This window comes from Ruegeria sp. CDSC025, from assembly GCF_059610805.1.
The window spans coordinates 76858-100339 of sequence record NZ_JBXWOJ010000014.1 but is presented as its reverse complement, the minus strand read 5'-3'; the positions used below and the strand labels follow the sequence as shown (position 1 = coordinate 100339).

Sequence of the window (23482 nt, the reverse complement as noted above, 5' to 3'; positions counted from 1 at the left end):
GAGATCAGACATGTTCACCGCTCGTTTTTGAACCGTGAATCACGCCGCAAAACGGAAATCAATGGGTCCTGACCCTAGACAATATGCAATGGAAACAAGAGGCAGATCAGGGGCTAATTCGGGGGTCAGTTGCACCGCTTACGCTCAAAGAATACATCAACGGATTCTACAACCCGGGCCACCGACATTCAGCACTGAACGGGAGCATCCGGTCGCATATTGAGGGTTCGGGCATCCGTATTGAGAAAAAACCGACGCAAGCAGCGCCGGTTTTCATAGTCTCTTCCTAAGAGACTGCTAACGGTGTCAGCCGAATACACGCCCCAGTGCGCCATCGACAGCATCGGTGATTTGGTCGATGTCATCCGCGGTGGCAATCAGCGCTGGTGAGAAGCACAGAGTGTTGTTCCGACCGGGGACCGAGCGGTTGGTGACGCCGATGATCACGCCTTGCGCCATGCAGTCGGCCACAACGGCCTGGGCAAGCTTCTCATCAACTGGCTCACGGGACGCGCGGTCTGCGACCAGCTCAGCACCCAGGAACAAGCCTTTGCCGCGTACATCGCCGATGACCTTGTGCTTTTCCATCAGCGCCTGAAGGTTGCCCGTCATCCGGTCGCCCATGGCCGTGCAGTTGCCCAACAGGTTTTCATCCTCGATAATCCGCATGTTCTCGATCGCGGCCGCTGGACCGGCGGTGCAGCCACCAAATGTCGAGATATCGCGGAAATAGCCCATCGGGTCCGAGGCGTCTTCTTTGAACATGTCAAAGACTTCCTCAGTAGTTACCATGCAGGCGATGGCGGCATAGCCCGAGGCGACACCCTTGGCCATGGTCACAAAATCTGGCTTTACGCCATATTGTTGGTAACCGAACCAGGTGCCGGTGCGGCCCACGCCGCAGACGACCTCGTCGATATGCAGCAGGATATCGTATTTCTTGCAGATTTCCTGTACGCGCTGCCAATACCCTTCGGGCGCTTCGATCACGCCGCCACCGGCGGTCACGGGCTCAAGGCACAGGGCGCCAACCGTATCGGGGCCTTCGCGCAGGATCACCTCTTCGATCTGATCCGCGGCCCATTCGCCGAAATTCTCTTCGGGCGCGCCGTCCAGCTCGTGCTTGCGGTATTCCATGCAATGCGGCACGCGGATGAAACCGGGGGCGAAAGGCCCGTACTGCGCGTTGCGCTCGTCCTGACCACCTGCCGACATCGCTGCCAGGGTCGAGCCGTGATAGTCGCGGTCACGGTACAAAATCTTGGTCTTCTTGCCGCCGTATTTCTTGTGGGCGATTTGGCGAACCATCTTGAACGCCTTCTCATTCGCCTCGCTGCCCGAGTTGGTGTAATACACGCGGCTCATGCCAGGCATTTTCTCGATCAGCTTTTCGGCGAACAAAGCACCTGGGATCGAGCCTGCCGAGTTGGCGAAATAGCACAGCTTCATCAGCTGGTCGTAAACCGCCTTACAGATCGATTCGCGGCCATAGCCGACATTCACAGTCCATACGCCGCCCGATACAGCGTCCAGATGCTCTTTGCCTTTTTGATCCCAGACACGCATGCCCTTACCTTCGACAATGATGCGCGGGTCGTTGGTTTCAAAGGGTTTATGCTGGATCAAGTGGTGCCAAATATGGGCGCGGTCGGCTTCGACGACGCGGGAAAGATCGTTTTCGTTGAACGTGCCGTCCATGACATGTCCTTTCAAAATTAGCGTGTGCACATCTTGCAGAGGCGGTGTTGCCTCGGCTTGTATATTCGATGGCTCAGATCAGCGTGAATGGCCAGTACAAGATAGGGCCAGATCGGGTAGGTTGGTATCGCCAGTCGGGCACAGCACAGTTATTTGGCCGCCTCAGCCCGTATTTCTACGGGTTTGTCATGGGACTATGTTTGTGTTCAATTCGCGCAACTTGCGATTTGGGAGGATCCGCAGATGACAGGGGCCAACATATATGAACGCCACTTGGATCAATGCCAGGCGAATTATACGCCGCTGTCACCGCTAAGCTTTATCGAACGGACGGCGCAGGTCTACCCTGATTACCCGTCAGTTGTTTATGGCGTCCGCCGGTATTCCTGGGCCGAAACCTATACCCGTTGTCGTCGACTGGCGAGCGCTCTGGATAGGCGTGGAATAGGGCGAGGAGATACAGTTTCGATCATCGCAGCAAACATCCCCGAACTGTACGAGGCCCATTTTGGCATTCCCATGGCCGGCGCCGTGCTGAACGCGATTAACACCCGGCTGGACGCGCCGATCATTGCCTTCATCCTGAACCATGCGGAATCCAAGGTGCTGCTGGTCGATCCGGAATTTTCTGCGGTTGTGCAAGACGCACTTGAACAGGTTGATCACGATATTCTCGTCATCGATATCGAGGATCCCAGCTTTGATGGTGGCGAGAAACAGGGCAGTCTGACTTACGATGCGCTCTTGGCCGAGGGCGATCCCGAGTTCGCATGGTCCCTGCCAGCGGATGAATGGAATGCGATCACGCTGAATTATACCTCGGGCACCACAGGCAATCCAAAAGGGGTTGTGTATCATCACCGCGGTGCGGCCCTGAATGCCCAATCTGATCTGCTGGACTGGGGCATGCCCCGGCATTCTGTCTATCTGTGGACCTTGCCGATGTTCCACTGCAACGGCTGGTGTTTCCCTTGGGCTATGGCGGCAAATGCAGGGGTCTCGGTTTGCCTGCGGGCGGTTCGGGATGAGCCGATTTATGCCGCCTTTCGGGATGAGAAGGTCACGCATTTCTGTGGTGCGCCGATTGTTCTGAACATGTTGGCCAACGCGCCCGATCACCTTAAGGATTTCGATCACGAGATCAAAGTGATGACCGCGGGCGCTCCACCTCCGGCGGCTGTAGTTAAGAAGATGGAGGATATGGGGATCGAAGTTACCCATGTCTATGGCCTGACCGAGACTTATGGTCCGTCCGTGGTCTGCGCTTGGAAGGATGAATGGAACAGCAAAGAAGGCGAAGAACGCGCCGCTTTGAAGGTTCGTCAGGGTGTGCGGTATTCGGCCCTGTCCGGCCTTATGGTGGCCGACCCGGATACGTTGGAACCCGTGCCTGCGGATGGCGAGACGCTGGGTGAGATTTTCATGCAGGGCAATGTTGTCATGAAAGGGTATCTCAAAAACTCCGATGCCACGGACAAGGCGTTCCGGGGCGGCTGGTTCGCCTCGGGCGATCTTGGGGTGATGCATGCGGATGGATATGTCGCACTCAAGGACCGGTCCAAAGATATCATCATCTCGGGAGGTGAGAATATCTCATCGGTTGAGGTTGAGGATATCTTGTACAAGCACCCCGCCGTGATGGAGGCCGCCGTGGTCGCCCGCCCCGATGACAAATGGGGCGAAACACCCTGCGCCTTTGTTGAACTCAAACCAGATGGGCAAGCGACAGAGGCAGAGATCATCGCGTTCTGCCGGGACAACATGGCCCATTTCAAGGTGCCTAAGACGGTGGTCTTCGGTCCTTTGCCAAAGACCTCGACCGGCAAGATTCAGAAGTTCAAGCTGAGAGATCAGGCGAAGGCATTGGGTTAAGGCTGGTCGAAGATCGACAGATCTAGATCCAGCATCTCACCCATCCAAATGGCGCGGTCGCGGTGGTCTGCTAGATGCTCGCCGGTTTCGGGATGGGTGAATATCGTCAACCCTTGCCGATTCAGCGTCAGCCAGGGAATGACCTGATCAAATGCGTCGGCTGCAAAGCCCAACTGGCAGCTCCACCTTGGATGTGGGCCTACATTGCGGGCGTGCATCCGCCCCATTGCAACTGGGAACAGGCGCACTGCTTCTTCACAGAGCTGCCGGGCGGTATCCTGCGTTTCTGCATCGAAATAGACATGGGCGTGATAGCCGATGATTTCGGGCATTGGGGCCTCCTGCATTTTGTTTTGAAGAACGTAAGGCAGGGGTCAGGCAATTCCCATTCGCATCGTCACACAGACCCTGTGCAGAGGATCAGGTGGGGGCGTGTTGATCGGGATGCGCTGCGGCAAAGGCTGGGTGTTTGGCGCAGGCGGCCTCGACGCCCAGGATACGGGGCAGGTCGGTCAGATCGACCTGATAGCGGCGGGCATTGTACATCTGTGGGATCAGGCACAGATCAGCCAGCCCTAGCTGCGGTCCAGTGCAATATGGGGTCTGTTGGAAACCGCCCAACTGGGCTTCGAACGCAAGCAGACCTGGTCGTATGAAATGGTTCATCCAGTTGCCAGGCATGCCTTCTGCATTCCCACTGAGCGCGGTTGCATGGCGTGCGACTGACAAATTGCAGACTGGGTGAAGATCAATGGCGATGGTTTGTGCCAGCGCCAGTGCTTGTGCGCGGATACCGGGTTCCGCAGGAAGCAACCCCAGACCCCGTGTCATGTCCAGATAGTCGATGATTGCCAAAGATTGCGTCAGCCGCAGCCCGTCAATCTCAAGCACAGGAACCAGCCCCTGCGGGTTGCGCCTCAGATGAGCGTCAGATTTGTGATCTCCGGCGACAAGATCGACAGACACCGCACGATAGGTGATGCCAGCCAAGTTTAACGCGATCCGCACCCGGTAGCTGGCCGACGAGCGCCAATAATCATACAGAACTACGCCACTCATCGCTGGCCTCCTGTTTACGTCAATTCTCGTTCAGCTTGGCGGCTTTTAGGGCTTCAGACAACACCTCGGCATTTCCGATATGGTTGGCTAGCACCAGTACCAGCCGCGCATTCAGCGCGTCGCTGTCGGTTTTATCCAGCCCGTCATGGGCGGCGATCAGTTCAAAATAGAAATCATCTGCATTGTCCAGATTAGGGGTGAGGATCAGTTGGGTCATCTCGCTTACTCCTTACCGGTGGCCCTGCGGATCGCCTGCCGGAATGCGTTTTCTTCGTACGTATCACGGCGGGCGGCCACGTGTTGATCGGGACGGATCAGATAAACCGCGCTGGTGGCATCCCCCAGATAGCGGCGCTTGAGCGCCAGGGTCGGATCGTCCTTAACGGACAACGCCAAGCGGGTTGCCAGAACCCCGTCTTCCTCAAGAGTGTCTGGTGCGTCGGCGTCAATCGTCAAAAGGGTAAACTTGCCCGCGAGTTTCGGCAGCAGGAACGCGGCGCCGAGGGGGGCATCCGGGCACGCAGCGCCGGGACGGGTAATATCTGGCCCGTTCAGCGCATCTGCGGAATTCAACGACGAGCCCGCATAGGTACAAGGTGTGCTCAGACGGCCGGAATTCACCAGAGGGCGCGCGAATTCGTAGTGCTCGCCCAGGTCAAGAACGGCGTCGCGCAACAGGCGGGACATCTGGGATTTCGGCGTGATGAAGTCGGTCGAGCGACTGGAATAGGCAATATTCTCATCAGCGGCCTGCACCCGTTCATGGCTGTAGCTATCCAGCAAATAATCGGGCGCTTTTCCGTCGATAACCAGCTTCAGCTTCCAACACAGGTTGTCCGAATCCTGCACACCCGAATTGGCCCCACGCGCACCAAACGGGCTAACCTGATGGGCGCTGTCGCCGGCAAACAGGACCCGGCCATACCGGAATCGCTCCATCCGGCGACACTGGAAGGTATAGATCGAGACCCATTCTAAATCGAATTCGACATCTTCGCCCAGCATCTCCTTGAGGCGCGGGATCACATTCTCGGGCCGTTTTTCCCGTTCCTTATCGATATCCCAACCCAGTTGCAGGTCAATGCGCCAAACATTGGCAGGCTGTTTGTGAAGCAGGGCGGATTGCCCCCTGTTGAACGGTGGATCAAACCAGAACCAGCGTTCGGAAGGAAAGTCAGCCTCCATCACGACATCAGCTATCAGGAAGTTATCTTCGAACACGCGCCCGTCGAAATCCAACCCGAGCATCCTGCGGGCCGGAGAGTGCGCGCCGTCACAGGCGATCAACCAGTCGGCTTCTATGTTGTAGGGGCCTTCGGGGGTCTCTACCTCAAGCGTGACATGGTCCTCATGGGTGCCGATCGCCTCGACCCTATTGCGGCCGCGAATATCGATTGGCGCGCCTTCAGCTTGGAGTGCGCGCAAGCGGTCCACAAGGATCTGTTCTAGGTGATATTGCTGCAGATTGATAAATGCCGGATTGGCATAGCCTTGTTCTGGCTGCAAATTGAACTCATAGATCTGTCTTGTGTCGAAAAAGACCTTGCCGGTATCCCAAAGAACACCTTTCCGGACCAAGGGCTCTGCGCATCCAAGCCTGTCGGCTATGTCCAGCGTGCGCTGTGAAAAACAGATGGCCCGGCTGCCAAAGCTGACCTTGTCATTTTCGTCCAGAACGACAACCTCAACGCCCTGTTGTGCCAGATCAATAGCTGTGGCCAAGCCGATTGGCCCGGCGCCGATGACGATCACCTTGTGGCGTATTGGGGCTACGGCGTCCTGATCGGGATTTCGCGCGTAGGCGTAAAGCGGTATTTCGAAGATCTTGTTCATGGGGCTCTCCCATTGCGCTGCGCTGAGGGTCCTTTCCACCAGCCGTTCAGGCTCAGTGGTCCCGATCCCAGGGTCTCACCAATCCGTCCTGCGAAAAACGATCTGGATCAAATGCGACCGTATGTCCTTAACTCTGCAAGGCTTCCCACATCTCCAGATCTCGTTGGGCGGTCCAGATGCGCGGGGTGTCGATCCCGCGCGCCTCGTCATAGGCACGGGCAACGTTGAAGGGCAGGCAGTGTTCATAGATCGCGTAATCGGCGAATTTCGGGTCGCATTCGGCGCGCACCGCGTCCCATGCTTCTTTCAGGCTTCCTCCGCGCGCCGCAACCTTGGCTGCTGGACGATAGGTGCTGTCGACAAAATCGCGGGTGTTTTCGATGGCTGCATTGACCATGTCCTTGCCGACCAGGGCATCGCCACGGCCTGGCGCAATGGCGTCGACATCAAACCACTTGATCTCATCCAGTGTATCGCCCCAGTCGCCGAAATGCCCATCGCCGCAGTAACAGGCCGAGTGATACTCGACGATGTCACCGGTAAACATCACATTCTGATCCGGTACATGGATCACGATATCGCCTGCTGTATGTGCGCGGCCCAGATGCATCAGGTCAATCCGACGTTTGCCCAGATACACCGTCATGGTGTCGCTGAACGTGGTCGTGGGCCAAGTCAGACCGGGAATGCTTTCGTGCCCTTCGAACAGGCGCGGGAAACGCTGGAACTCACTGTCCCAATCTTCCTGTCCCCGTTCCACCACCATCGCGCGGGCCATGTCTGACATCAGGATCTGCTGCGCCCCAAAGGCGCTGGCACCGAGAACACGGACGGCGTGATAATGGGTCAGCACCACATGCGTGATCGGCTTGTCGGTGACCGAGCGCACGCATTCGATTACCTTGTTGGCCAAACGGGGCGTCGCCTGTGCCTCGACAATCATGACACTGTCATCACCGATGATGACGCCCGAATTCGGATCCCCTTCGGCGGTAAAGGCATAAAGCCCGTCTCCTACCTCGGTGAACGAGATTTTCTTTTCCGACATGTCCCCCTGGGACGCAAATGCCTTGGCCATTTGTGGTTCCTTATCGCGAGTATGGGTTTTCGAGAGCGGGCAGCACGGTTCCGGCACATTCGCCAAATCCGATCGTGTACCCTTTCCCCTTGGCCGCTCCTGTCAGGGTCAGCGTGTCGCCATCCTCGATAAAGCTGCGGCTTTCGCCGGTTTCCAGTGTCAGCGGCTCTTTCCCGCCCCAGCTGAGCTCCAGCAACGAACCGCGCTCGGGCTTTGTCGGACCAGAGATCGTGCCGGACCCCAGCAGATCACCTGTGTTCATCGGGCAGCCCGACGTCGTGTGATGGGCCAACTGCTGTGCGGCGGAATAGTACATCTGACTATAGTTTGTTCGCGCGATTGTGGTTGCGGCCTTGCCGTCCGGAGCCATCGTGATCGACAGATCAATGTCATACAGCATCGGGCCGGTCTCTTTGAGGTGACCCAGCAACTCAAAATCCCGCTCGGGCGTGTCACAGCGGAAAGGTTCCAGCGCCGCCTTGGTCACGATCCATGGGCTGATCGACGTTGCGGTTGCCTTGGCCTGAAACGGCCCAAGCGGCTGATACTCCCACGCCTGAATATCGCGGGCGGACCAGTCATTCAGAAGGACATAGCCAAAGATATTGTCGTCTGCCTCTTGTACGGAAATTGGTCCGTCAGAGGGCGTGCCCACGATGGCGCCCATCTCAAGCTCGATGTCGAAACGACGGCTGGGAAGGAAGGCCGGAAGGTCCTGATCGGGGGATTTCAACTGGCCCCAGGGGCGGCGGATATCTGTTCCCGACACCACGACCGAAGACGCCCGGCCATTATACCCGATGGGAATATGCAGCCAGTTAGGGGGCAATGCATTCTCTGGTCCACGGAACATGGTGCCGACATTTTGGGCGTGGTGCCGACCGGCGTAGAAATCGGTATATTCGCTGACGGCAAAAGGCATGTGCAGCTCGGCATCTGCCTGCGCCACAAGCAAAGGCGCGACGTCCTCTTGTGCCGCGCTGCCTTCGGCCAGCAGATCCATCAGACGGTTGCGCAGGGCGGCCCAAACGGCGGGGCCTTGCTCCATCAGCGGGTTCCAGAAAGGCAGGTCGAACAGCGGTTCGTCGTCCAGAACGACCAGTCCCTCGGCCTCGGCAGCTGTGACATCAAGGATCATGTCGCCGATTGCAACACCACAATGCGGGTCTTCGCCGCCAGTCGAAAACACGCCATAAGGCAGGTTGTTCAAAGGAAAAGGGTGATCGGCAGAATTGGCCGAGCTCACCCAGGATTTCTTCAATGGCATTTTGTCTCCAAACCTCTGTCAGGGGCCAAGATTTTTCGTCGAAAAATCTGCGACCTCAATCGGAATTATTTCTTGCCCGGTGTACCGTCGAACTTTTTCTCAAGCGACGTCCAGCAGTCAATGTAATCATCCTGCAGCGGGGCCTCGGTCGCTGCAAATGATGTCAGATGCTGCGGGAACCGGGTTTCGATCATGAAGGACATCGTATTATCCAACTTATCCGGTCCAAGGTTCGAATTCGACGCGTTGTCAAAGGCATCCTGGTCAGGTCCGTGCGGCAACATCATGTTGTGCAGACTCATGCCGCCGGGAACAAAGCCCTGTGGTTTGGCGTCATACTGGCCATAGATGTTCCCCATCAGCTCAGACATGATGTTCTTGTGATACCAAGGGGGGCGGAACGTATCTTCGGCCACCATCCAGCGTTCGCGGAACAGGACAAAGTCGATATTGGCCGTGCCCGGTTGTCCAGACGGCGCGGTGAGTACGGTGAAGATCGAAGGGTCAGGGTGGTCAAACAGGATCGCCCCCACCGGGCAATATGTGCGCAGGTCGTATTTGTACGGGGCATAATTGCCGTGCCAGGCGACTACATCCAGCGGGCTTTGCCCAATCTTTGTGGTGTGGAACTGCCCGCACCATTTGACAGTGACGGTCGATGGTACCTCACGGTCTTCATAGGCCGCGATAGGTGCCTTGAAATCGCGTGGGTTGGCCATGCAGTTGGCGCCGATCGGCCCGCGTCCGGGCAGTTCGAATTTTTGCCCGTAATTCTCGCAGACAAAGCCGCGGGCAGGGCCCTCAAGAACCTCAACCCGATAGACCAACCCGCGCGGCAGAATGGCGATTTCCTTGGGCTCAAGGTCGATGATCCCCAACTCGGTCGCAAAGCGCAGGCGGCCTTCTTGCGGCACCACCAGCAATTCGGAATCGGCCGAGAAGAAATAGTCATCCACCATCGATTCGGTGACCAGATAGATGTGGCTGGCCATCCCGACCTGCGTATTCACATCCCCTGCTGTGGTCATCGTGCGCATGCCTGTCAGCCATGTCAGCCCATCTTGGGTATGAGCGACGGGGTCCCAGCGATACTGGCCCAGGCTGGTAACATCTGGGTCAACACAAGGTGCCGATTTCCAATAGGGCAGGTTGATCTTATCGTAGCGATGCGAATGCTTCACCGAAGGGCGGATACGATAGCACCAGGTGCGCTCGGGTGGGTTGGCGGTAAAGGCAGTGCCGCTCAGTTGTTCGCCGTATAGCCCATAGTTGCAGCGTTGCGGGCTGTTCATGCCCTGCGGCAGCGCACCGGGTAGGGCCTCGGTTTCGAAATCATTGCCAAAGCCGGGCATATAGCCCGGATGGGTGCCAGCGGGCGTACTGGCCTGGATCATTTTATGCGGGTCTGTCGGATGGTTCATCCTTGGCTCCTGCTGTTTTCTGCTTGTGAGATAATAGTTGATTTTGTAACTAACAAGCATGACAAAGACAGAAAGTACCGAAAGAGACGGGTTTGATCTGCTGGATTTCCTGCCCTATCTGCTGAACCGGGCAGCCGAAGAAAGCGCACTGGAATTTCAGCGTGTATACAAAGACCGCTATGGGATGCTGCGCACGGAATGGAGAGTGTTGTTTCATCTGGGCAATTACGGAGAATTGAGCGCGAAAGAAATCGGTCAACGCGCCCGGATTCACAAAACCAAGATAAGCCGCGCGGTCAGCAGGCTTGAGCAGCGCCGATTTCTTGTCAGAACCGTCAGCCAGACGGATCGCCGCGTTGAACATCTTGCATTGACCACGGCCGGACGGTCGGTTTATCGCGAATTGCGTGGTATTGCGCAGCAATATGATGCTCAGCTTGCCGCAATGTTCACAGAAAACGAGGCTACCTTGTTGCGCAAAATGTTGCGAAAGCTGGCTGATATGAATTGACCTCTGGTAATTCGAACCCTTCGCTCCCAGATGGAAGCCAGAGCGGACACAGGAATGTGAAATGACAGCCCCGAACCAAAACGCGGCAAAATCAAATGATCTGATCAACTGGCTGGTGACGCGGGGCCTTGAAGGTGCCGAAAAAGAAGAGTTGCTGGATGGCTATTGTACCCGTCTGATTGAACTTGGTGTGCCCCTGATGCGATTTCACGCGGCGCAATCGGCGCTGCACCCGGTATATGGCGGCACCGGATACAGCTGGTATCAAGACACCGGCGGTGACTATCAGAAATTCGAGTATTCAGAAGAGACCAGAGAAGACTGGATGAGCAGTCCTCTTTATGCGATTTTACATCACGATCTTGACGGCGTCCATGAACGCATGGTCGATCAGAACGAGCCCAGCCGCTATCCATTGATCAATGAATTACGCGAAGCTGGTGCGACCGAGTATTACGCTAAAGGTGTGAATTTCGATCCGCGGTCGCAGACCTCAAAAAAAGCCGTAGATGGAGTCCTGTTGTCGTGGGCCTCGAACGCGCCGGATGGGTTTCGGGAACAGGATCTTGACCTTATCAATACGGCTCTGCCCCATTTGGGCCTGGCACTAAAGTCAGCCTCGAACGCGCGGATATCCAAAGATCTGATGCGCGTCTACTTAGGTCGGGATGCTGGACGGCGTGTTTTGTCGGGTGAAATTCGTCGCGGATCCCTACAGCAGATCGACGCCGTGATATGGAATTTCGACCTTGAAGGCTTTACCAGCCTCTCCGAGAATCTGCCCGGAATCGAGATCATCGATATGTTGAACGACTATCTGGCGGTTGCCGTTGGCGTCGTGCACGATAATGGCGGCAATATTTTGAAGTTCATGGGCGATGGACTGATGGCTATGTTCAATGTCGGCGAGATTGAAGAGGACGTGCAGGCGGCCCTGCAGGCGGTTCCCATGTTGCAGGACCGGATCGCCGAACTGAATGCGCAGCGCGAATCCGCTGGACTGCCGGTGGCCAACTTCACACTGGCCTTGCATGCGGGCGAAATTCTGTATGGCAATATCGGTTCTGAGACACGTTTGGATTTCACAGTGATCGGCCCAGCGGTGAATCAGGCCGCGCGTATCGCTGGGATGCATCGGTCCTTGGGGCAACGGATACTGATCTCGGATGACGTAGCCCGCGCGGCGCAGCCCTACGATCAGGATCTGATCTCGGTCGGGCGCTATATGCTGCGCGGTGTGGCCGAGCCGAAAGAGCTGTTTACGGTTTATAATGTTGCCGGAACGCAATCAGGCGTTTGAGCGTCCGGTTTGAGCCCATATTAGCGATTTTCTGCAACGCGGCGTAAGTCAGCTTCCGCAAAATCGGATGCAGTCTAACCGCTTGACGACAGAAAAATTTCAGATTAGCCAACGTACAGGCTGTGGACGCCTGCCTCCCGCTGACTTTTGTCTTGGTTAAGTTCTGCGACTTAATTCTCTATCTACCTCTTTCCGCATATCGCGCGGATGGTAATGCGGGTCCCATCTCAAATTGCGCGATCAGGCAAGAGAGATATGGGATATGACTGATACCCCCACTAATACATTCACCGATGGGCCGCTTGGCACCATCTACTTTAGGACCGCATTTCCGATCATTTTCGTGATGGGGATGAATGGGCTTCTGTCTGTTGCAGATGCGCTGTTTCTGGGCATTTATGTGGGTCCTGATGCGCTGGCTGCGGTCACGTTGATGTTCCCGATCTACATGCTGATTGTGGCGCTTTCCACGCTTGTGGCGAACGGCATGTCGAGCCTTCTGGCGCGATCCCTTGGCGCGGGTGACATGAACGCCGCGCGTGCCACGTTTGCAGGCGCACACGGGCTGGCAATTGGATTGGGCGCAGTCCTGATAGTGTTGTTCCTTCTATTGGGCCAGCCAGTTGCATTGCTGGCCGCTGGTGGGTCAGAGACTTTGGCCCAGATGGGGGTGGTCTACCTGCGGATTACGGTGTTTTTCTCGCCACTGTTGTTCGTGTTGTCAGTCAATTCTGATGCGTTGCGCAACGAAGGGCGCGTGGGCTTCATGGCGGCGATGAGTCTGTTGGTTTCGATTGCAAACATCGGGTTCAACTACGTACTAATCGCCGTTCTGGACATGGGCGTCGCTGGGTCAGCCTATGGAACTGCGGCGGCACAAGCGCTCGCGTTTGCGATCATTTTTGCGTTCCGATTGTTTGGGGAAACATCGCTGCGTCCTGCGACCTTGCTGTCCCATTCCGTATGCGGAAAATGGGGGCGGATCCTCGCACTGGGTGCACCACAAAGCCTCAATTTCATTGGACTAGCTCTCGGGTCGGCCGCGATTATCTCAGCCCTGCAATGGATTGGTCGTCCGGGTTATGCCGACGCAATTACTGCTTACGGGATCATCACGCGAGTCATCACCTTTGCTTTCCTGCCTCTTCTGGGCTTGTCGTTTGCAATGCAGACGATCACGGGCAACAACTATGGTGCTGAACTTTGGCAAAGGTCAGATGCAAGCCTGCGCATGGCACTTTGTGTCGCGTTTGTTTATTGCGCAATCGTGCAGGTCGTTGTGATTAGCATGCCTAGCCGGATCGCCAGCGCGTTTGTAGACGACACGTCGGTCATTGCAGAGGTTGCGCGCATCTTGCCGGTAATGACATGTGTCTTTTTCCTGTTGGGCCCGTTGATGATGATTGCGACCTATTTTCAGGCGATTGGATCTGCAGGAAAGGCAGCCCTTCTAGGGCTGACAAAACCTTATGCCTTTGCGATCCCGTTGACGTTCCTGTTGCCCCTCTGGTTTGGCGAAGTCGGCATCTGGTATGCGGGCCCGCTGGCCGAAGTGATGATGTTGGGTCTCACTGTTGTAGTGTTGTGGCTCTCCGCGCAAGACCCAGAGTTAAAATGGGGTATTTTCCACACCAAAAAAGGAGTGGCGTCATGAACACGCAGTTTCCGTCAGCTACGCAAGCCAAGGATCAAGCTAAGCGTTTGCGCACAAAATTGACCGAAGAAGGGGCATCGATTGGCCATGCCAAGTCCCTCGAGTTGGTCGCCCACCAACACGGGTTCCGCGATTGGAACACGATGTTTGCAGCCATCGGAAACGGACCACCCAAGGGATGGGCCATCGGTGACAAGGTCAGCGGAACGTATCTATCGCAACCGTTCACGGGGCATGTGGTCTCTATTTCGATCATGAAACCAGGATGGTTCCGGTTAGAACTGCACTTGGATGAAGCCGTAGACGTTGTCACATCCGAAGGCTTCTCAAATTTCCGCTCGCGCATTCGTGGTGTAATTGGTCCCAAAGGACATTCTGTTGAACGGACAAGCGACGGGCAGGCGCACCTTCAAATCAATTTATGCTGACAGGGAAATCCGGATTTTAAATTTGTCAGCGGCTGTTGGCGCGATTGAAGCCGATGGCGGTCTTGTCCCGTAACCTGTGAATATGTCGTATTAGAAATTCTGCGCAATCGGCGAATGGCAGATTTTGCCGCAGCCTTGCGGCGGCGGAACCTGACCTCTTACGGAGATTTTCGTGCGCGAGCGCGCGCAGCTAAAATACCGAAGGTACAGATTGGGCTCAAAGCCGTCATCTGACAGTTTTTGTATGGTTCAAACGATCAGAAGTGGTGGTCGATGTCTGCTGTGCGGACAAACATGCCCCTGGTATTTTCCGCTCGAATGACCGCTTTGTACGCTTTGTGATCGCGGCGAAAAACATCTCCGGCGGGAAGTAGGCCTTCGGTGGTGATGTAAAACTGAACGGTTGCTGGATAAGATCAAACCTTCGATCTGACAGAAACAGTAGACTTCTTTCTGTGGAGAAAGCCTCTGATTGAGTTATGTAAATTGCAAGATTATCGAAGTCCTTTTGATCTGTTTGAAACGAACCCACGTTGTTGGCTTCGAGTACTGATTGATGGACCAAACCAAGGTTAAGGGGTCAAGAAAGTTATTCCGTGAGGACCAAAGGCGGCAATTGCCCAGCACCTGCACTCCGATTTTCTCTGGCAGGAGACTGAAAACACCGCATTTTCAGTTCCTGAATCTCTAGTATCCGGACCTGATACCGAGAGGCTTCCAAACAATAAAGCCAAGCCATCTTTTCGCATGGAAACACCGTTCATCCAACGTTCACATTCTATATATGCGCTTTTTATCTCTGCGAGCCATATTGTCCTACTGAAATTAAATACCGTTGGTTCACAGAAACAACCGACGAGTAACCATACCGCTGCTTAGAACACCGGCTTGTTCAGAGAACTTTGGCTCACTTTCACCATATAGGGTGAAATGAAACATACCGGTTTCGTTATCTTTGTCTGTTACGCACGCCCAGTCAGTAGTGTCGCAAACTTTTCGAAAGACTAGAACCAGTGTTATGCTTTTTCACAACCCACCTATTCAATGTGGCGTGGTCAACTCGCACACTGCGTTCAGCCATGATCTCTCTATTACTTGCCCACGTAGTGCAAGTCCGCCAGCCACAAAGAAGTGCCTCTTCTGACCGTGAACTTGAAGTCAGTCTGGCCGTCATTCAAACCTGCACGCAGAAGATCGGCAATCGTATCTTGCCCATCGATATTTTCATCTGTCGGAAAATATGCTGTCAGCTGGTCGTTCGGTTTCAGAGTTGTGCCTGGGCCTACATCTTCTGGGACATGAACCACGCTCGTAACCCATTTTCCATTCTCAGCATATTGAGTTTGAAAAACGACGCCATTCGACAAGGTCGTGTCTTGTACGACACCCAGTGTAACGTCCCGCACTTCTACACCGTCTCTTGGGTTTGAAAGCCCGATGGTCACATCCATGGTTCCCTCTTGCGAAGGAGTAGCCCCAGATTGAAGTAGAACGGCAGCGATGGAGTTCAGATCATTGATTTCAATCCCATTGACAGAGTCAATACGCAGCCCCGCGTGAACCCAAACCGGGGCCTCGCTAGCGACGTATTCCACAGTATCGGGACTATCCGCCGACGCTACAAAAGGCAGAAGAACCTTCCATTCAGATTTCACTGAAGTCGGCCCTAAATCCTGAACGATTTGAGTGGTAGTATCAGCTTCGACATTCGCCTGATCTGTGTCGCCAGTGCTCACTTTAGCAGCAACTTCAACGCTAGCCTGCGCGCGCGATTCTGCCTCTGCCATCGCCATTGCGACTGCTTCGATCTCAGCCTGTGCTCGGGCTTGCGCTTCTGCTGCGGCTTTGGCTGCCGCTTCGACTTCGGCCTGCGCGCGCGCTTCTGCCTCTGCCGCGGCTTTGGCGGCCGCTTCAACCTCGGCTTGCGCGCGTGCTTCTGCCTCGACAACGGCTTTGGCACGTGCTTCGGCTTCGGCTTGGGCCGCCGCCTGAGCAGCCGCTTCGGCCTCAGCCTGTGCACGAGCTTCCGATTCGGTTGCCGCTTTGGCGCGGGCTTCGGCTTCGGCCTGAGCCGCTGCCTGAGCTGCGGCTTCGGCCTCAGCACGCGCGATGGTCTCTGCCTGCGCGCGGGCTTCGGCTTGGGCCAGTCGTGCCTCGGCTTCTGCGACCCGTGCGGTGGCATCTGCGATTGCTTCTGCTGTCGCCGCTGCTTCGATCTCAGCTTGGGCGCGGGCTTCAGCTTCGGCAGCCAAAACGTCCTCTTGCGTTGCTTGTGGCTCGGAGGATGGTGAAAATGCTCCGATGGCCAGCACGCCGACTACGGCACCTACAACTCCAAATGCCAGCAGCCCGCCGGTTATTGCGACACGGTTGATTCCGCCGGATGAAGAGACCGCAACTCTAACATCCTGTTCAACGGCGGTCGGTTCGGTCAAGTGATCTATCGCCTCGAGCCACTCATCAGCGGTTTGAAAGCGATCCTTTGGCATCGCCGACATAGCCTTGTCGAGCGCTTCGAGAAAGACGTCATCATACTTATCAAAGCGCCCCTGCAAAGGTTTGCAAGGATCGGGCTTTTGCTCGGCAATCGCAGAGACCCGAGTCTGGCTGTCTGGCGCGCGCTCTCCGGTGATCACATGATAGAATGTTGCCGCCAAGGAATAGAGGTCGCTAAACGGTCCTTGCACGCCGTCAGTGACATAAAATTCCTGTGGGGAATAGCCATCCTTGACTGCGCGTAAGGCAGACAAAACACGGTTTGTTTTCCTATTTTGCTCACGCGCAGCACCAAAATCAATCAATACAGGTATCTTGTTGGGTCCGACCAGAATGTTGTCAGGCGATATGTCCCGATGCAACATCCCTTGCTTGTGCATAAATGCGACCGCATCCAGAATCTGCCGCAGGATCGACATGACATCGGCTTCGTCCAGCTGGGTTTCAGCGTCGTCGATTGCGTCCAAAAGGTCCGGGCCTTCAACGAAGTCCAGTGCCATATAGGCGGTGTCGTTGTCCTCAAAGACTTGGTGCACACCAACGATATTGGGGTGATCCATAGTTGCCAGGCGCTGGGCTTCGTTGATGAAGTGCCGCACAATCTGGCGAAGATCTTCTTTGTGTTTTTGCACACGAGCCTTCACCAGCAGATTCTGTCGGCGCGCGAACATGGCTGGAAAACACTCTTTGATGACCACCTTGCGGTTGAGACTGTCATTGGCCAGATAGGTAATGCCGAAGCCGCCGCTGTTCAGGTAGTGATCAATTTTGTACTGACCATGCAACAACCGGGCGCCGGCAGGGAGATCATCTGCGGAAGAGGCTCCGATCATCTGACTCGTATCTTCATCACCAGTCGTTACTAGTTTCATTACGTTGCCCATGCCTCGTCCCGTCCGTTATCGTCCCTTGCACATCAGGAATTATTCAATTTCCAATCACAAAACGTTTCTCAGTTATACACACTCTTTACGCGAGTCCGTTTGTTTCGTGATTTCCAGTATGCACACTGTTCAATCCAAGTTGGTCAGCGTAGGAAGTCAGTACATACAAACGTTTTACTTTTGCTTTACCGGAACCGGAACCATTGAACGGTTAAGCTATTTTGCAAAGGTTCACGACGCCTTCAAACATGGGATAATCTCAATCAAACCTTGTTTTAGCTATATGTTAGATCTTGGCTTTCAGATTAGCGGCAATGCAAGACGATCGAATGCCACGAGAGTAGTGGCGACGCATGTTGTTTACCAACTGCGCGAAGATTTCGACCGCACGATTAGAATTCATGAATGTAGCCTGGTCAATTGACCCCTCAACTGGGGTGCGGATGGACATCAGCGTCTTGTAGCCACCTATGATTTCCAGAGCCTGAACCACGCAATCGTAGTCTACTGTTTCACCTTCGCATGAGTCGCAGTAGCGTTTTACGATGTTCAAGTATTTATCGGTTTCACTGATGCGGGAAATGCTTTCGTTCAAGCGAACCAAATCGACACTTTCAGGTAAGTCCGAGCCCCGGCCCAGCATCACTGTCGTGAACTGGTTGGCTTCGTCGGAAAAATGCTGATTGAGGTTCAACAGCCGTGCCAGTCGTTTGAGACCCAACAACCCCGAAACACGTTTGGGATTGGATTCTTCCACAAAGGCCCGCATCGTGATCGCCTTGTTTTCCCGCGCCATATAAGCTTCGATCCACTTGAGAAAACCGGCTTCGGACAGGCCGTAGTTTTCTGAAGGCATGGAATTGATCAGATCAAAGCGGCCGTTATTCAGTGTATTCCACAATACATACTCGGCGCCTTCAATCTCACCATGAGTTTGCAGTGCTATCGCATTGCTGATTGGCTGACGACCAACCCGATATCCAAAGATGGCCTCGCCGTGTTTTTGTAGGGCAGGATTGCTCAGAGCAAGCAACCAGTTTACGGTTCCCTTATCGGGATCCGGTGCACGAAGAAGCTGGTCTCGTGCCTGATGATTGATCAAGTAATCGGAAAATCCTCCAGGTACAGTATCGCGATCGATCTGACCAAGGATCATTTGCGCCGACGTGTTCCCCTGACTGGCCGCTTCCGACAAACCTTGCAGGCCTTCGGCCTCGCTACCATTGAGCCAGGTGTCTACTGCGGTTTTGTATGGGTCTTCCTGCGCGACAGCCGCCCCTGACAATTGCAGTAGGAAAACATTGGCCAATACTGCGAGCATTCTCATACGACGTTACTCCATTGAATTATCGTCTTGGTCACTGACCGTTGTATTCCCGTTCCGAAGCTGAGTTGGCGCTTCGCTACTGGGATGTGGTGACAACGTCTCGCAACCAGACTTCCACTCGGCGGTTGATACGGCGACCATTCTCAGTGTCGTTGCAACTTAGCGGCGAGATCTCACCATAACCCAGAGTTCGGATGGTTAACCCGTCCAGGCTGTTGGTAGGCGCTGCTTGTAGCAACGCATTGCTAACTTGTTTGGCACGCTGCTGACTGAGTGACCGGTTGGATCCCCCAGCGCCGACAGAGTCTGTGTATCCGATCAAAAGAAGTTCTTTGTTTGTGGTTTCTTCCTTGGCAAGCAACGAAGCAAGGCGCCTTATGTCGTCCTGTGCCCGCGTATCCAGGCGAGAGGATCCGAATGCAAACCGAAAGGTTATAGAACTACGGTCGGCACCGGACAGCTCAGCCGACATTTCCTGCAACTGTTTCAGGGTAACCTCTGCATCGGTTGGCATTACTGCGCCAAGATAGCGTAGTCCCTGCTCATTGGGGCCTTGCAGGGATTCACCAAGTGACACAAAGCCCGAAGCATCAATTGTCTCTTGCGCCTTTTCGCTTTCGAGGAATTGCATGAAGCGGTTCAACTGTGCTGGCGCAGTTTTGCCGGTATATGCATACAAGCGTCGGCTAAGCGGGTATTCTTCTGTCTTGATGGTGAAAGGTGTCGCTGGAACCTGAATTCCACAAACACCGCGAATTGCAAGAACCTTGGCCTCATCAGCACTTGCGAGGCTGGTAATTCCGATACCAAGCGGATCAGAAGCAACTGCTGCAGCCAATTCCGTGTCTGTTTCGAAAAAGCTTGTATCGCTCGCGTATGTTGCGCCCACGGGGTTCATGATCAGGTCATTGAAAACCAACGCAGTTCCGCTTTCAGGCGCTCGCATGTAAAGCTGGATCGGGGCATCGGGCCCACCAATCTGGCTCCAGTTGGAAATGGCTCCGGAAAATATCCGCGCTAGATCCTGTTCGGCGACTGCCCGCAGTTGGTTACTTTGCGATGTAATAACAACTAGACCGTCCAGCGCAAAAATTTTCTCGTTTTCACTCGTGGTGATATCCCCGAGTCCAGCCTGCGATGCGCTTGCCAGCTCGTCGGGTTGAGCCGGGCGTGTGGTCACTGCCAGTGCTGAGTTTCCATCGACCAGTTGTTTGATCCCGTCTGCGGAGTCACCACCCATCAAGGAGACTTCGGCCAAAAACTCGCCTAGTTCGTTGCGGAGCAGTAGCTTATCAACACCTTCTTCCTCAGAGCGCAAAGCAGTGCCGCCAATCTCCTCACCGAATTGCGTCGTAAGATCGGCGAATAAGACATCGACCAGGCGAGAAGAACCTGAAATGCCATATTCGACTGGACCTTCGTTCCGACTGGGGCAGGCTTCGCCAATGCATTCAACTTTGAAAGCGTCAACCGTGATTGTACCAACCACCGTTCGGAGTTCGTAATTGGCGCCATCAAAATCTATTAGCTCTCCGGTCAGAGTCATTCCGCCGTCTAAACTGTTTAACTGAACAGTTTCAGCGTTTGCCATGGTCGCGACGGACAACATCAACGCACCAGAGGTAGTTTTCAGGACCCGATTTAACATTTTCCTAACCTCAAACTTCTGATTATTGATTCTCGTTTCACTCAAGGTTGTTTCGCAAAAACTGATACAACCTTCATAATTTCTTAATGACGTAGCGGTACCCGGGAAGTTTAGTCAAGGCTGCAGAGGGGGTACATAAAATTGCCTTGCTTCCCCCCACTTATGGACACGTTTGAGGCAGATTCTGACCACAGTTGGCGCTCTTTCTTAGCTTGTATCCGCAGCTGACGCGATTCAACGTCGAATTGAGTCGTGATTTTAGGGGCTCAGGTTTTCCCTGAGATTTCCCAGAACGAACCTCATACCTTTCTTGCCACGCATTCGCAGCCTTTGACCCAGGTGATTCTTAACTATTTCGGGCACTCGAACGGTTCTGTTGCAAAGTTCTGAACCTGCCGAGCGGTTTCAGCAATCGCTCGTGAGTTAGGCCGCGAGCTCGGCGAACTGCCGAAACGGACAGAATCCGGGTGTGAATTGCCCCTTGCGGATTATGTGAGGGACTTCGATGCCGTCCTAAGTTGCCGCTGCTGAAGCGAAGGGGTTGTGTCGCAAACTTTAAATGACGCGTACGGCACATGTGTGGGTTCAAGCCATTTAGATCAGCTTCAGCCACACTGGATGGCATTGAGGTAGTCAACATGATCCGGAAGAAACAATTCTCTAGTAATACAACCTCTGGCTTTCGGGTGTTTGCTGAGATCGCAGGATAATTGGGTCTAGCATAACGCTGGTTCTAGTCTTCGAAAAGTTGGCGACACAACCTTTGGGCCAGTCGCAAACGCGCAGCACTCCAGTTGGAGTCGTAGATGCCCATCATCGAGCACAAGCTGCAACTACACTTCGATTGTGAGGTATATTATTTTTGACACTGAGTATAATATTTCATACAACGTGTAAGTAATAATCGACTCACTAGAAGTGTTCTGTCCAATAGGGATTTCAGAAATGACCTACCAAGATCGCAATACGGTCGTCTCGATCTTCGTGAACCTCGCCGTTAGTGCATTTGTCGTTTCACGGCTTCTGGATATGAATGCCTCTGGATTGTTTGATGGCCCAGACGCTGTAAACAACTGGGCCCGCATGGTGATCTGGCTGATCCCCCTGGGCGTCGTGGCCACCATCATCGGCACCATACTGTTCAACATTGGGTTTGCGATTGTTACTCACGAACCCAAACCCAGCTTCGTCGTTGATGAACGTGACAAGATGTTCGAGCGCCGTGGCAGCTACGCCATCATTATCTTCGCGGGTGCGGGTTTTATCTCAGCTGTCGTCGCCATGGCTCTCAACGCATCAGCGCTCACTGGCTTCAACATCATCTATTTCGGAATGGCCTTCGGATCCCTGTCAGCAGATATTGTCAAATTTGCTAGCTATCGGCGGGGGTACTGATCCATGGGCAAGCTCAGGATCACCAACAACATTAGACGTCTACGCTTTGACGCAGATGAAATGACGCAAAAAGAACTCGCCGAAAAGGTTGGAGTCACCCGACAAACCATCGTTGCCATTGAAAACGCCAAATATTCACCAACGCTCGAACTGGCGATATTGATTTCTCGTGTATTCGACAAGCCCCTCGAAAAAGTCTTCGACGTCCAAGACGCCAGCTAAATCATCGCGTCTGCTGCACCCTACCAAAGGATTAGATATGTTCATCAAACCCACCCGGTTCTGGAATCTGATGGCGAGATCCTATGCCCGCCGTCCGGTCCAAAACCAAGCCGCCTATGAATACAAACTGGACATAACTGCAAGACACCTGTCCCCCCAAGACCGCGTCCTGGAATTTGGCTGTGGCACAGGTACGACGGCGCTCATTCACGCCCCAAAAGTCGCCCATATCGACGCCATCGACTATTCATCCGAAATGATCTCAATCGCCCGGGAAAAAGCCGACGCGCAGGGCAGCAAGAACATCAACTTTGAAGTCAGCGCGTTCGAGTGCTGGCCTATTCCGGCGAAGGGTCAACAGTATGATGCCGTACTGGCTATGTCGATCCTGCACTTGGTACTGGATCTTGACGCGACACTGGACCGTGTTCGTAGTTCCTTGAAGGAAGGTGGCCTGTTCTTCAGCTCGACGGTCTGCCTGGAAGGTCTCGAGAAGTTCGTCATGCCAGCTCTCGGGACCATTGGCCTATTGCCCAAGATCCGCGCCCTGACGCAAGAAATCCTTGTAGAGCGTATGCAAGCTCATGGGTTCGAAATTGAACAAAAGTGGCGTCCCGAAACGGGTTCGACTGCTTTCATCATCGCAAGGAACAGCGGTTAGTTCGTTCGACTTCTGACAACACTGACCCAGCCGTTCATGCACGCCGCCGAGAACGGCTGGAGAGAGCCCTGATTGACCTATGCTGAAACACGCATGAATGTCTGCTATGGGGCAAGCAAAGCAATAGCGATGGTTGAGGCGATGATGCGAAGTACAATGTGGCGACGGATTGATGTCGTGGGCACAGAAGCCTGTTCGGTTAACTGTAACGGAACGTCTCGCGTAATCTCGGGCATGGCTGTCTACGTAGTTGAAAATTCTCCTGTCAGAATAGCTTATTCCGTGACCTGTAATGACGAATGGGAGTGTAGCGCCGCCACCGTACAGCGTTGGATTGGGGCAGATAGGGTTGATCTTGTTTTAGTGAAGCAAGGCGATGGTACATGGACCTCGAATGACAAAGTTGTGGATGCTGTTGATGAATTGCTCGACACCGATCTTGGGTTTACACCGGCCACGAACACGAATGCGATCAAGCGACTCCAGCTAGGGATTGGAGATCAGGCAGAGTTCACTGCTGTTTGGTTGGATGATGAAACCTGGACATTCAAACCGCTGAAGCAACGATATGAGCGGCTGAACGAGAATACCTATAGGTACACTTCGATCAATAGTGGATACGAAGCAAATTTGACTGTCGATGGATTTGGTTTCGTTCGAGTTTACCCTGAGTATTGGAAAGCAGTAATAGCTTAGGCCCAACAAGGGCTCTAAAGCGAAAACGATTG

20 protein-coding genes and 1 pseudogene are annotated in these 23482 nt (G+C 54.4%); 9 read left to right on the top strand and 12 right to left on the bottom strand.

Features of this window, described 5'->3' with window-relative positions:
• Positions 1-306 precede the first annotated feature (306 nt).
• A complete protein-coding gene (locus AC2FH8_RS17385; RefSeq protein WP_281995847.1) occupies positions 307-1698 on the bottom strand; it encodes an aminotransferase family protein in 1392 nt (463 codons plus the stop codon).
• A 243-nt stretch (positions 1699-1941) separates the two neighbouring features.
• Between AC2FH8_RS17385 and AC2FH8_RS17380 the strand changes: the two genes are divergently transcribed.
• Entirely contained in the window at positions 1942-3570 is a 1629-nt protein-coding gene (locus AC2FH8_RS17380) for an acyl-CoA synthetase (protein WP_496690353.1), read from the top strand.
• Here AC2FH8_RS17380 and AC2FH8_RS17375 read toward each other — a convergent pair.
• From AC2FH8_RS17375 to hmgA, 7 genes are all read right to left on the bottom strand, one after another.
• Positions 3567-3902 (bottom strand): DOPA 4,5-dioxygenase family protein, encoded by a 336-nt coding sequence (locus tag AC2FH8_RS17375; protein ID WP_281973544.1) that lies wholly within the window; start codon positions 3900-3902, stop codon positions 3567-3569. The genes AC2FH8_RS17380 and AC2FH8_RS17375 overlap by 4 nt on opposite strands.
• An 88-nt stretch (positions 3903-3990) precedes the next feature.
• Entirely contained in the window at positions 3991-4629 is a 639-nt protein-coding gene (gene maiA / locus AC2FH8_RS17370; RefSeq protein ID WP_282022213.1) for a maleylacetoacetate isomerase, read from the bottom strand.
• 19 nt (positions 4630-4648) lie between these two features.
• Positions 4649-4846, bottom strand: a complete 198-nt coding sequence (locus AC2FH8_RS17365) for a DUF2783 domain-containing protein (protein ID WP_142639098.1) — start codon at positions 4844-4846, stop codon at positions 4649-4651.
• A gap of 5 nt (positions 4847-4851) precedes the next feature.
• Positions 4852-6462 carry an FAD-dependent oxidoreductase gene (locus AC2FH8_RS17360; RefSeq protein WP_496690352.1) on the bottom strand — a complete coding sequence of 537 codons (1611 nt, stop codon included), beginning with the start codon at positions 6460-6462 and terminating at the stop codon, positions 4852-4854.
• A gap of 127 nt (positions 6463-6589) precedes the next feature.
• Positions 6590-7540: an MBL fold metallo-hydrolase gene (locus AC2FH8_RS17355; protein WP_496690351.1), complete on the bottom strand. Its 951-nt coding sequence runs from the start codon at positions 7538-7540 to the stop codon at positions 6590-6592.
• A 10-nt stretch (positions 7541-7550) separates the two neighbouring features.
• Entirely contained in the window at positions 7551-8807 is a 1257-nt protein-coding gene (gene fahA, locus AC2FH8_RS17350) for a fumarylacetoacetase (protein ID WP_281973539.1), read from the bottom strand.
• 65 nt (positions 8808-8872) lie between these two features.
• Positions 8873-10228 (bottom strand): homogentisate 1,2-dioxygenase, encoded by a 1356-nt coding sequence (gene hmgA / locus AC2FH8_RS17345; RefSeq protein ID WP_282027909.1) that lies wholly within the window; start codon positions 10226-10228, stop codon positions 8873-8875.
• 58 nt (positions 10229-10286) lie between these two features.
• Between hmgA and AC2FH8_RS17340 the strand changes: the two genes are divergently transcribed.
• From AC2FH8_RS17340 to AC2FH8_RS17325, 4 genes are all read left to right on the top strand, one after another.
• A complete protein-coding gene (locus AC2FH8_RS17340) occupies positions 10287-10739 on the top strand; it encodes a MarR family winged helix-turn-helix transcriptional regulator (protein WP_142639108.1) in 453 nt (150 codons plus the stop codon).
• 61 nt (positions 10740-10800) lie between these two features.
• Positions 10801-12039, top strand: coding sequence for an adenylate/guanylate cyclase domain-containing protein (locus tag AC2FH8_RS17335; protein ID WP_142639110.1), 1239 nt, complete (start codon positions 10801-10803; stop codon positions 12037-12039).
• A gap of 262 nt (positions 12040-12301) precedes the next feature.
• The gene (locus AC2FH8_RS17330; RefSeq protein ID WP_496690350.1) at positions 12302-13693 is read left to right on the top strand and encodes an MATE family efflux transporter; all 1392 of its coding nucleotides are present in this window, start codon (positions 12302-12304) and stop codon (positions 13691-13693) included.
• Entirely contained in the window at positions 13690-14121 is a 432-nt protein-coding gene (locus tag AC2FH8_RS17325) for a glyoxalase superfamily protein (RefSeq protein WP_496690349.1), read from the top strand. Before AC2FH8_RS17330 ends, AC2FH8_RS17325 begins: the two co-directional genes overlap by 4 nt.
• 1091 nt (positions 14122-15212) lie before the next feature.
• Here the strand turns inward: AC2FH8_RS17325 and AC2FH8_RS17320 are convergent.
• From AC2FH8_RS17320 to AC2FH8_RS17305, 4 genes and pseudogenes are all read right to left on the bottom strand, one after another.
• Positions 15213-17489: a serine/threonine-protein kinase gene (locus AC2FH8_RS17320; protein ID WP_496690348.1), complete on the bottom strand. Its 2277-nt coding sequence runs from the start codon at positions 17487-17489 to the stop codon at positions 15213-15215.
• A gap of 298 nt (positions 17490-17787) precedes the next feature.
• Positions 17788-18822 carry a hypothetical protein gene (locus AC2FH8_RS17315; protein ID WP_496690347.1) on the bottom strand — a complete coding sequence of 345 codons (1035 nt, stop codon included), beginning with the start codon at positions 18820-18822 and terminating at the stop codon, positions 17788-17790.
• An 82-nt stretch (positions 18823-18904) separates the two neighbouring features.
• A complete protein-coding gene (locus tag AC2FH8_RS17310; RefSeq protein WP_496690346.1) occupies positions 18905-20521 on the bottom strand; it encodes a phosphate ABC transporter substrate-binding/OmpA family protein in 1617 nt (538 codons plus the stop codon).
• Between the two features lie 378 nt (positions 20522-20899).
• Positions 20900-21013 (bottom strand): annotated as a pseudogene (locus AC2FH8_RS17305) (IS6 family transposase); the annotation flags it as partial.
• A gap of 408 nt (positions 21014-21421) precedes the next feature.
• Between AC2FH8_RS17305 and AC2FH8_RS17300 the strand changes: the two are divergent.
• The 4 genes from AC2FH8_RS17300 (at position 21422) to AC2FH8_RS17285 (ending at position 23450) form a co-directional block, all read left to right on the top strand.
• The gene (locus AC2FH8_RS17300; protein WP_142639122.1) at positions 21422-21871 is read left to right on the top strand and encodes a hypothetical protein; all 450 of its coding nucleotides are present in this window, start codon (positions 21422-21424) and stop codon (positions 21869-21871) included.
• A gap of 3 nt (positions 21872-21874) precedes the next feature.
• Positions 21875-22093: a helix-turn-helix transcriptional regulator gene (locus AC2FH8_RS17295; protein ID WP_496690345.1), complete on the top strand. Its 219-nt coding sequence runs from the start codon at positions 21875-21877 to the stop codon at positions 22091-22093.
• A gap of 37 nt (positions 22094-22130) precedes the next feature.
• Positions 22131-22754, top strand: a complete 624-nt coding sequence (locus AC2FH8_RS17290) for a class I SAM-dependent methyltransferase (RefSeq protein WP_496690344.1) — start codon at positions 22131-22133, stop codon at positions 22752-22754.
• A 72-nt stretch (positions 22755-22826) separates the two neighbouring features.
• Positions 22827-23450 (top strand): putative glycolipid-binding domain-containing protein, encoded by a 624-nt coding sequence (locus AC2FH8_RS17285; RefSeq protein WP_496690343.1) that lies wholly within the window; start codon positions 22827-22829, stop codon positions 23448-23450.
• The last annotated feature ends 32 nt before the right edge of the window (positions 23451-23482 follow it).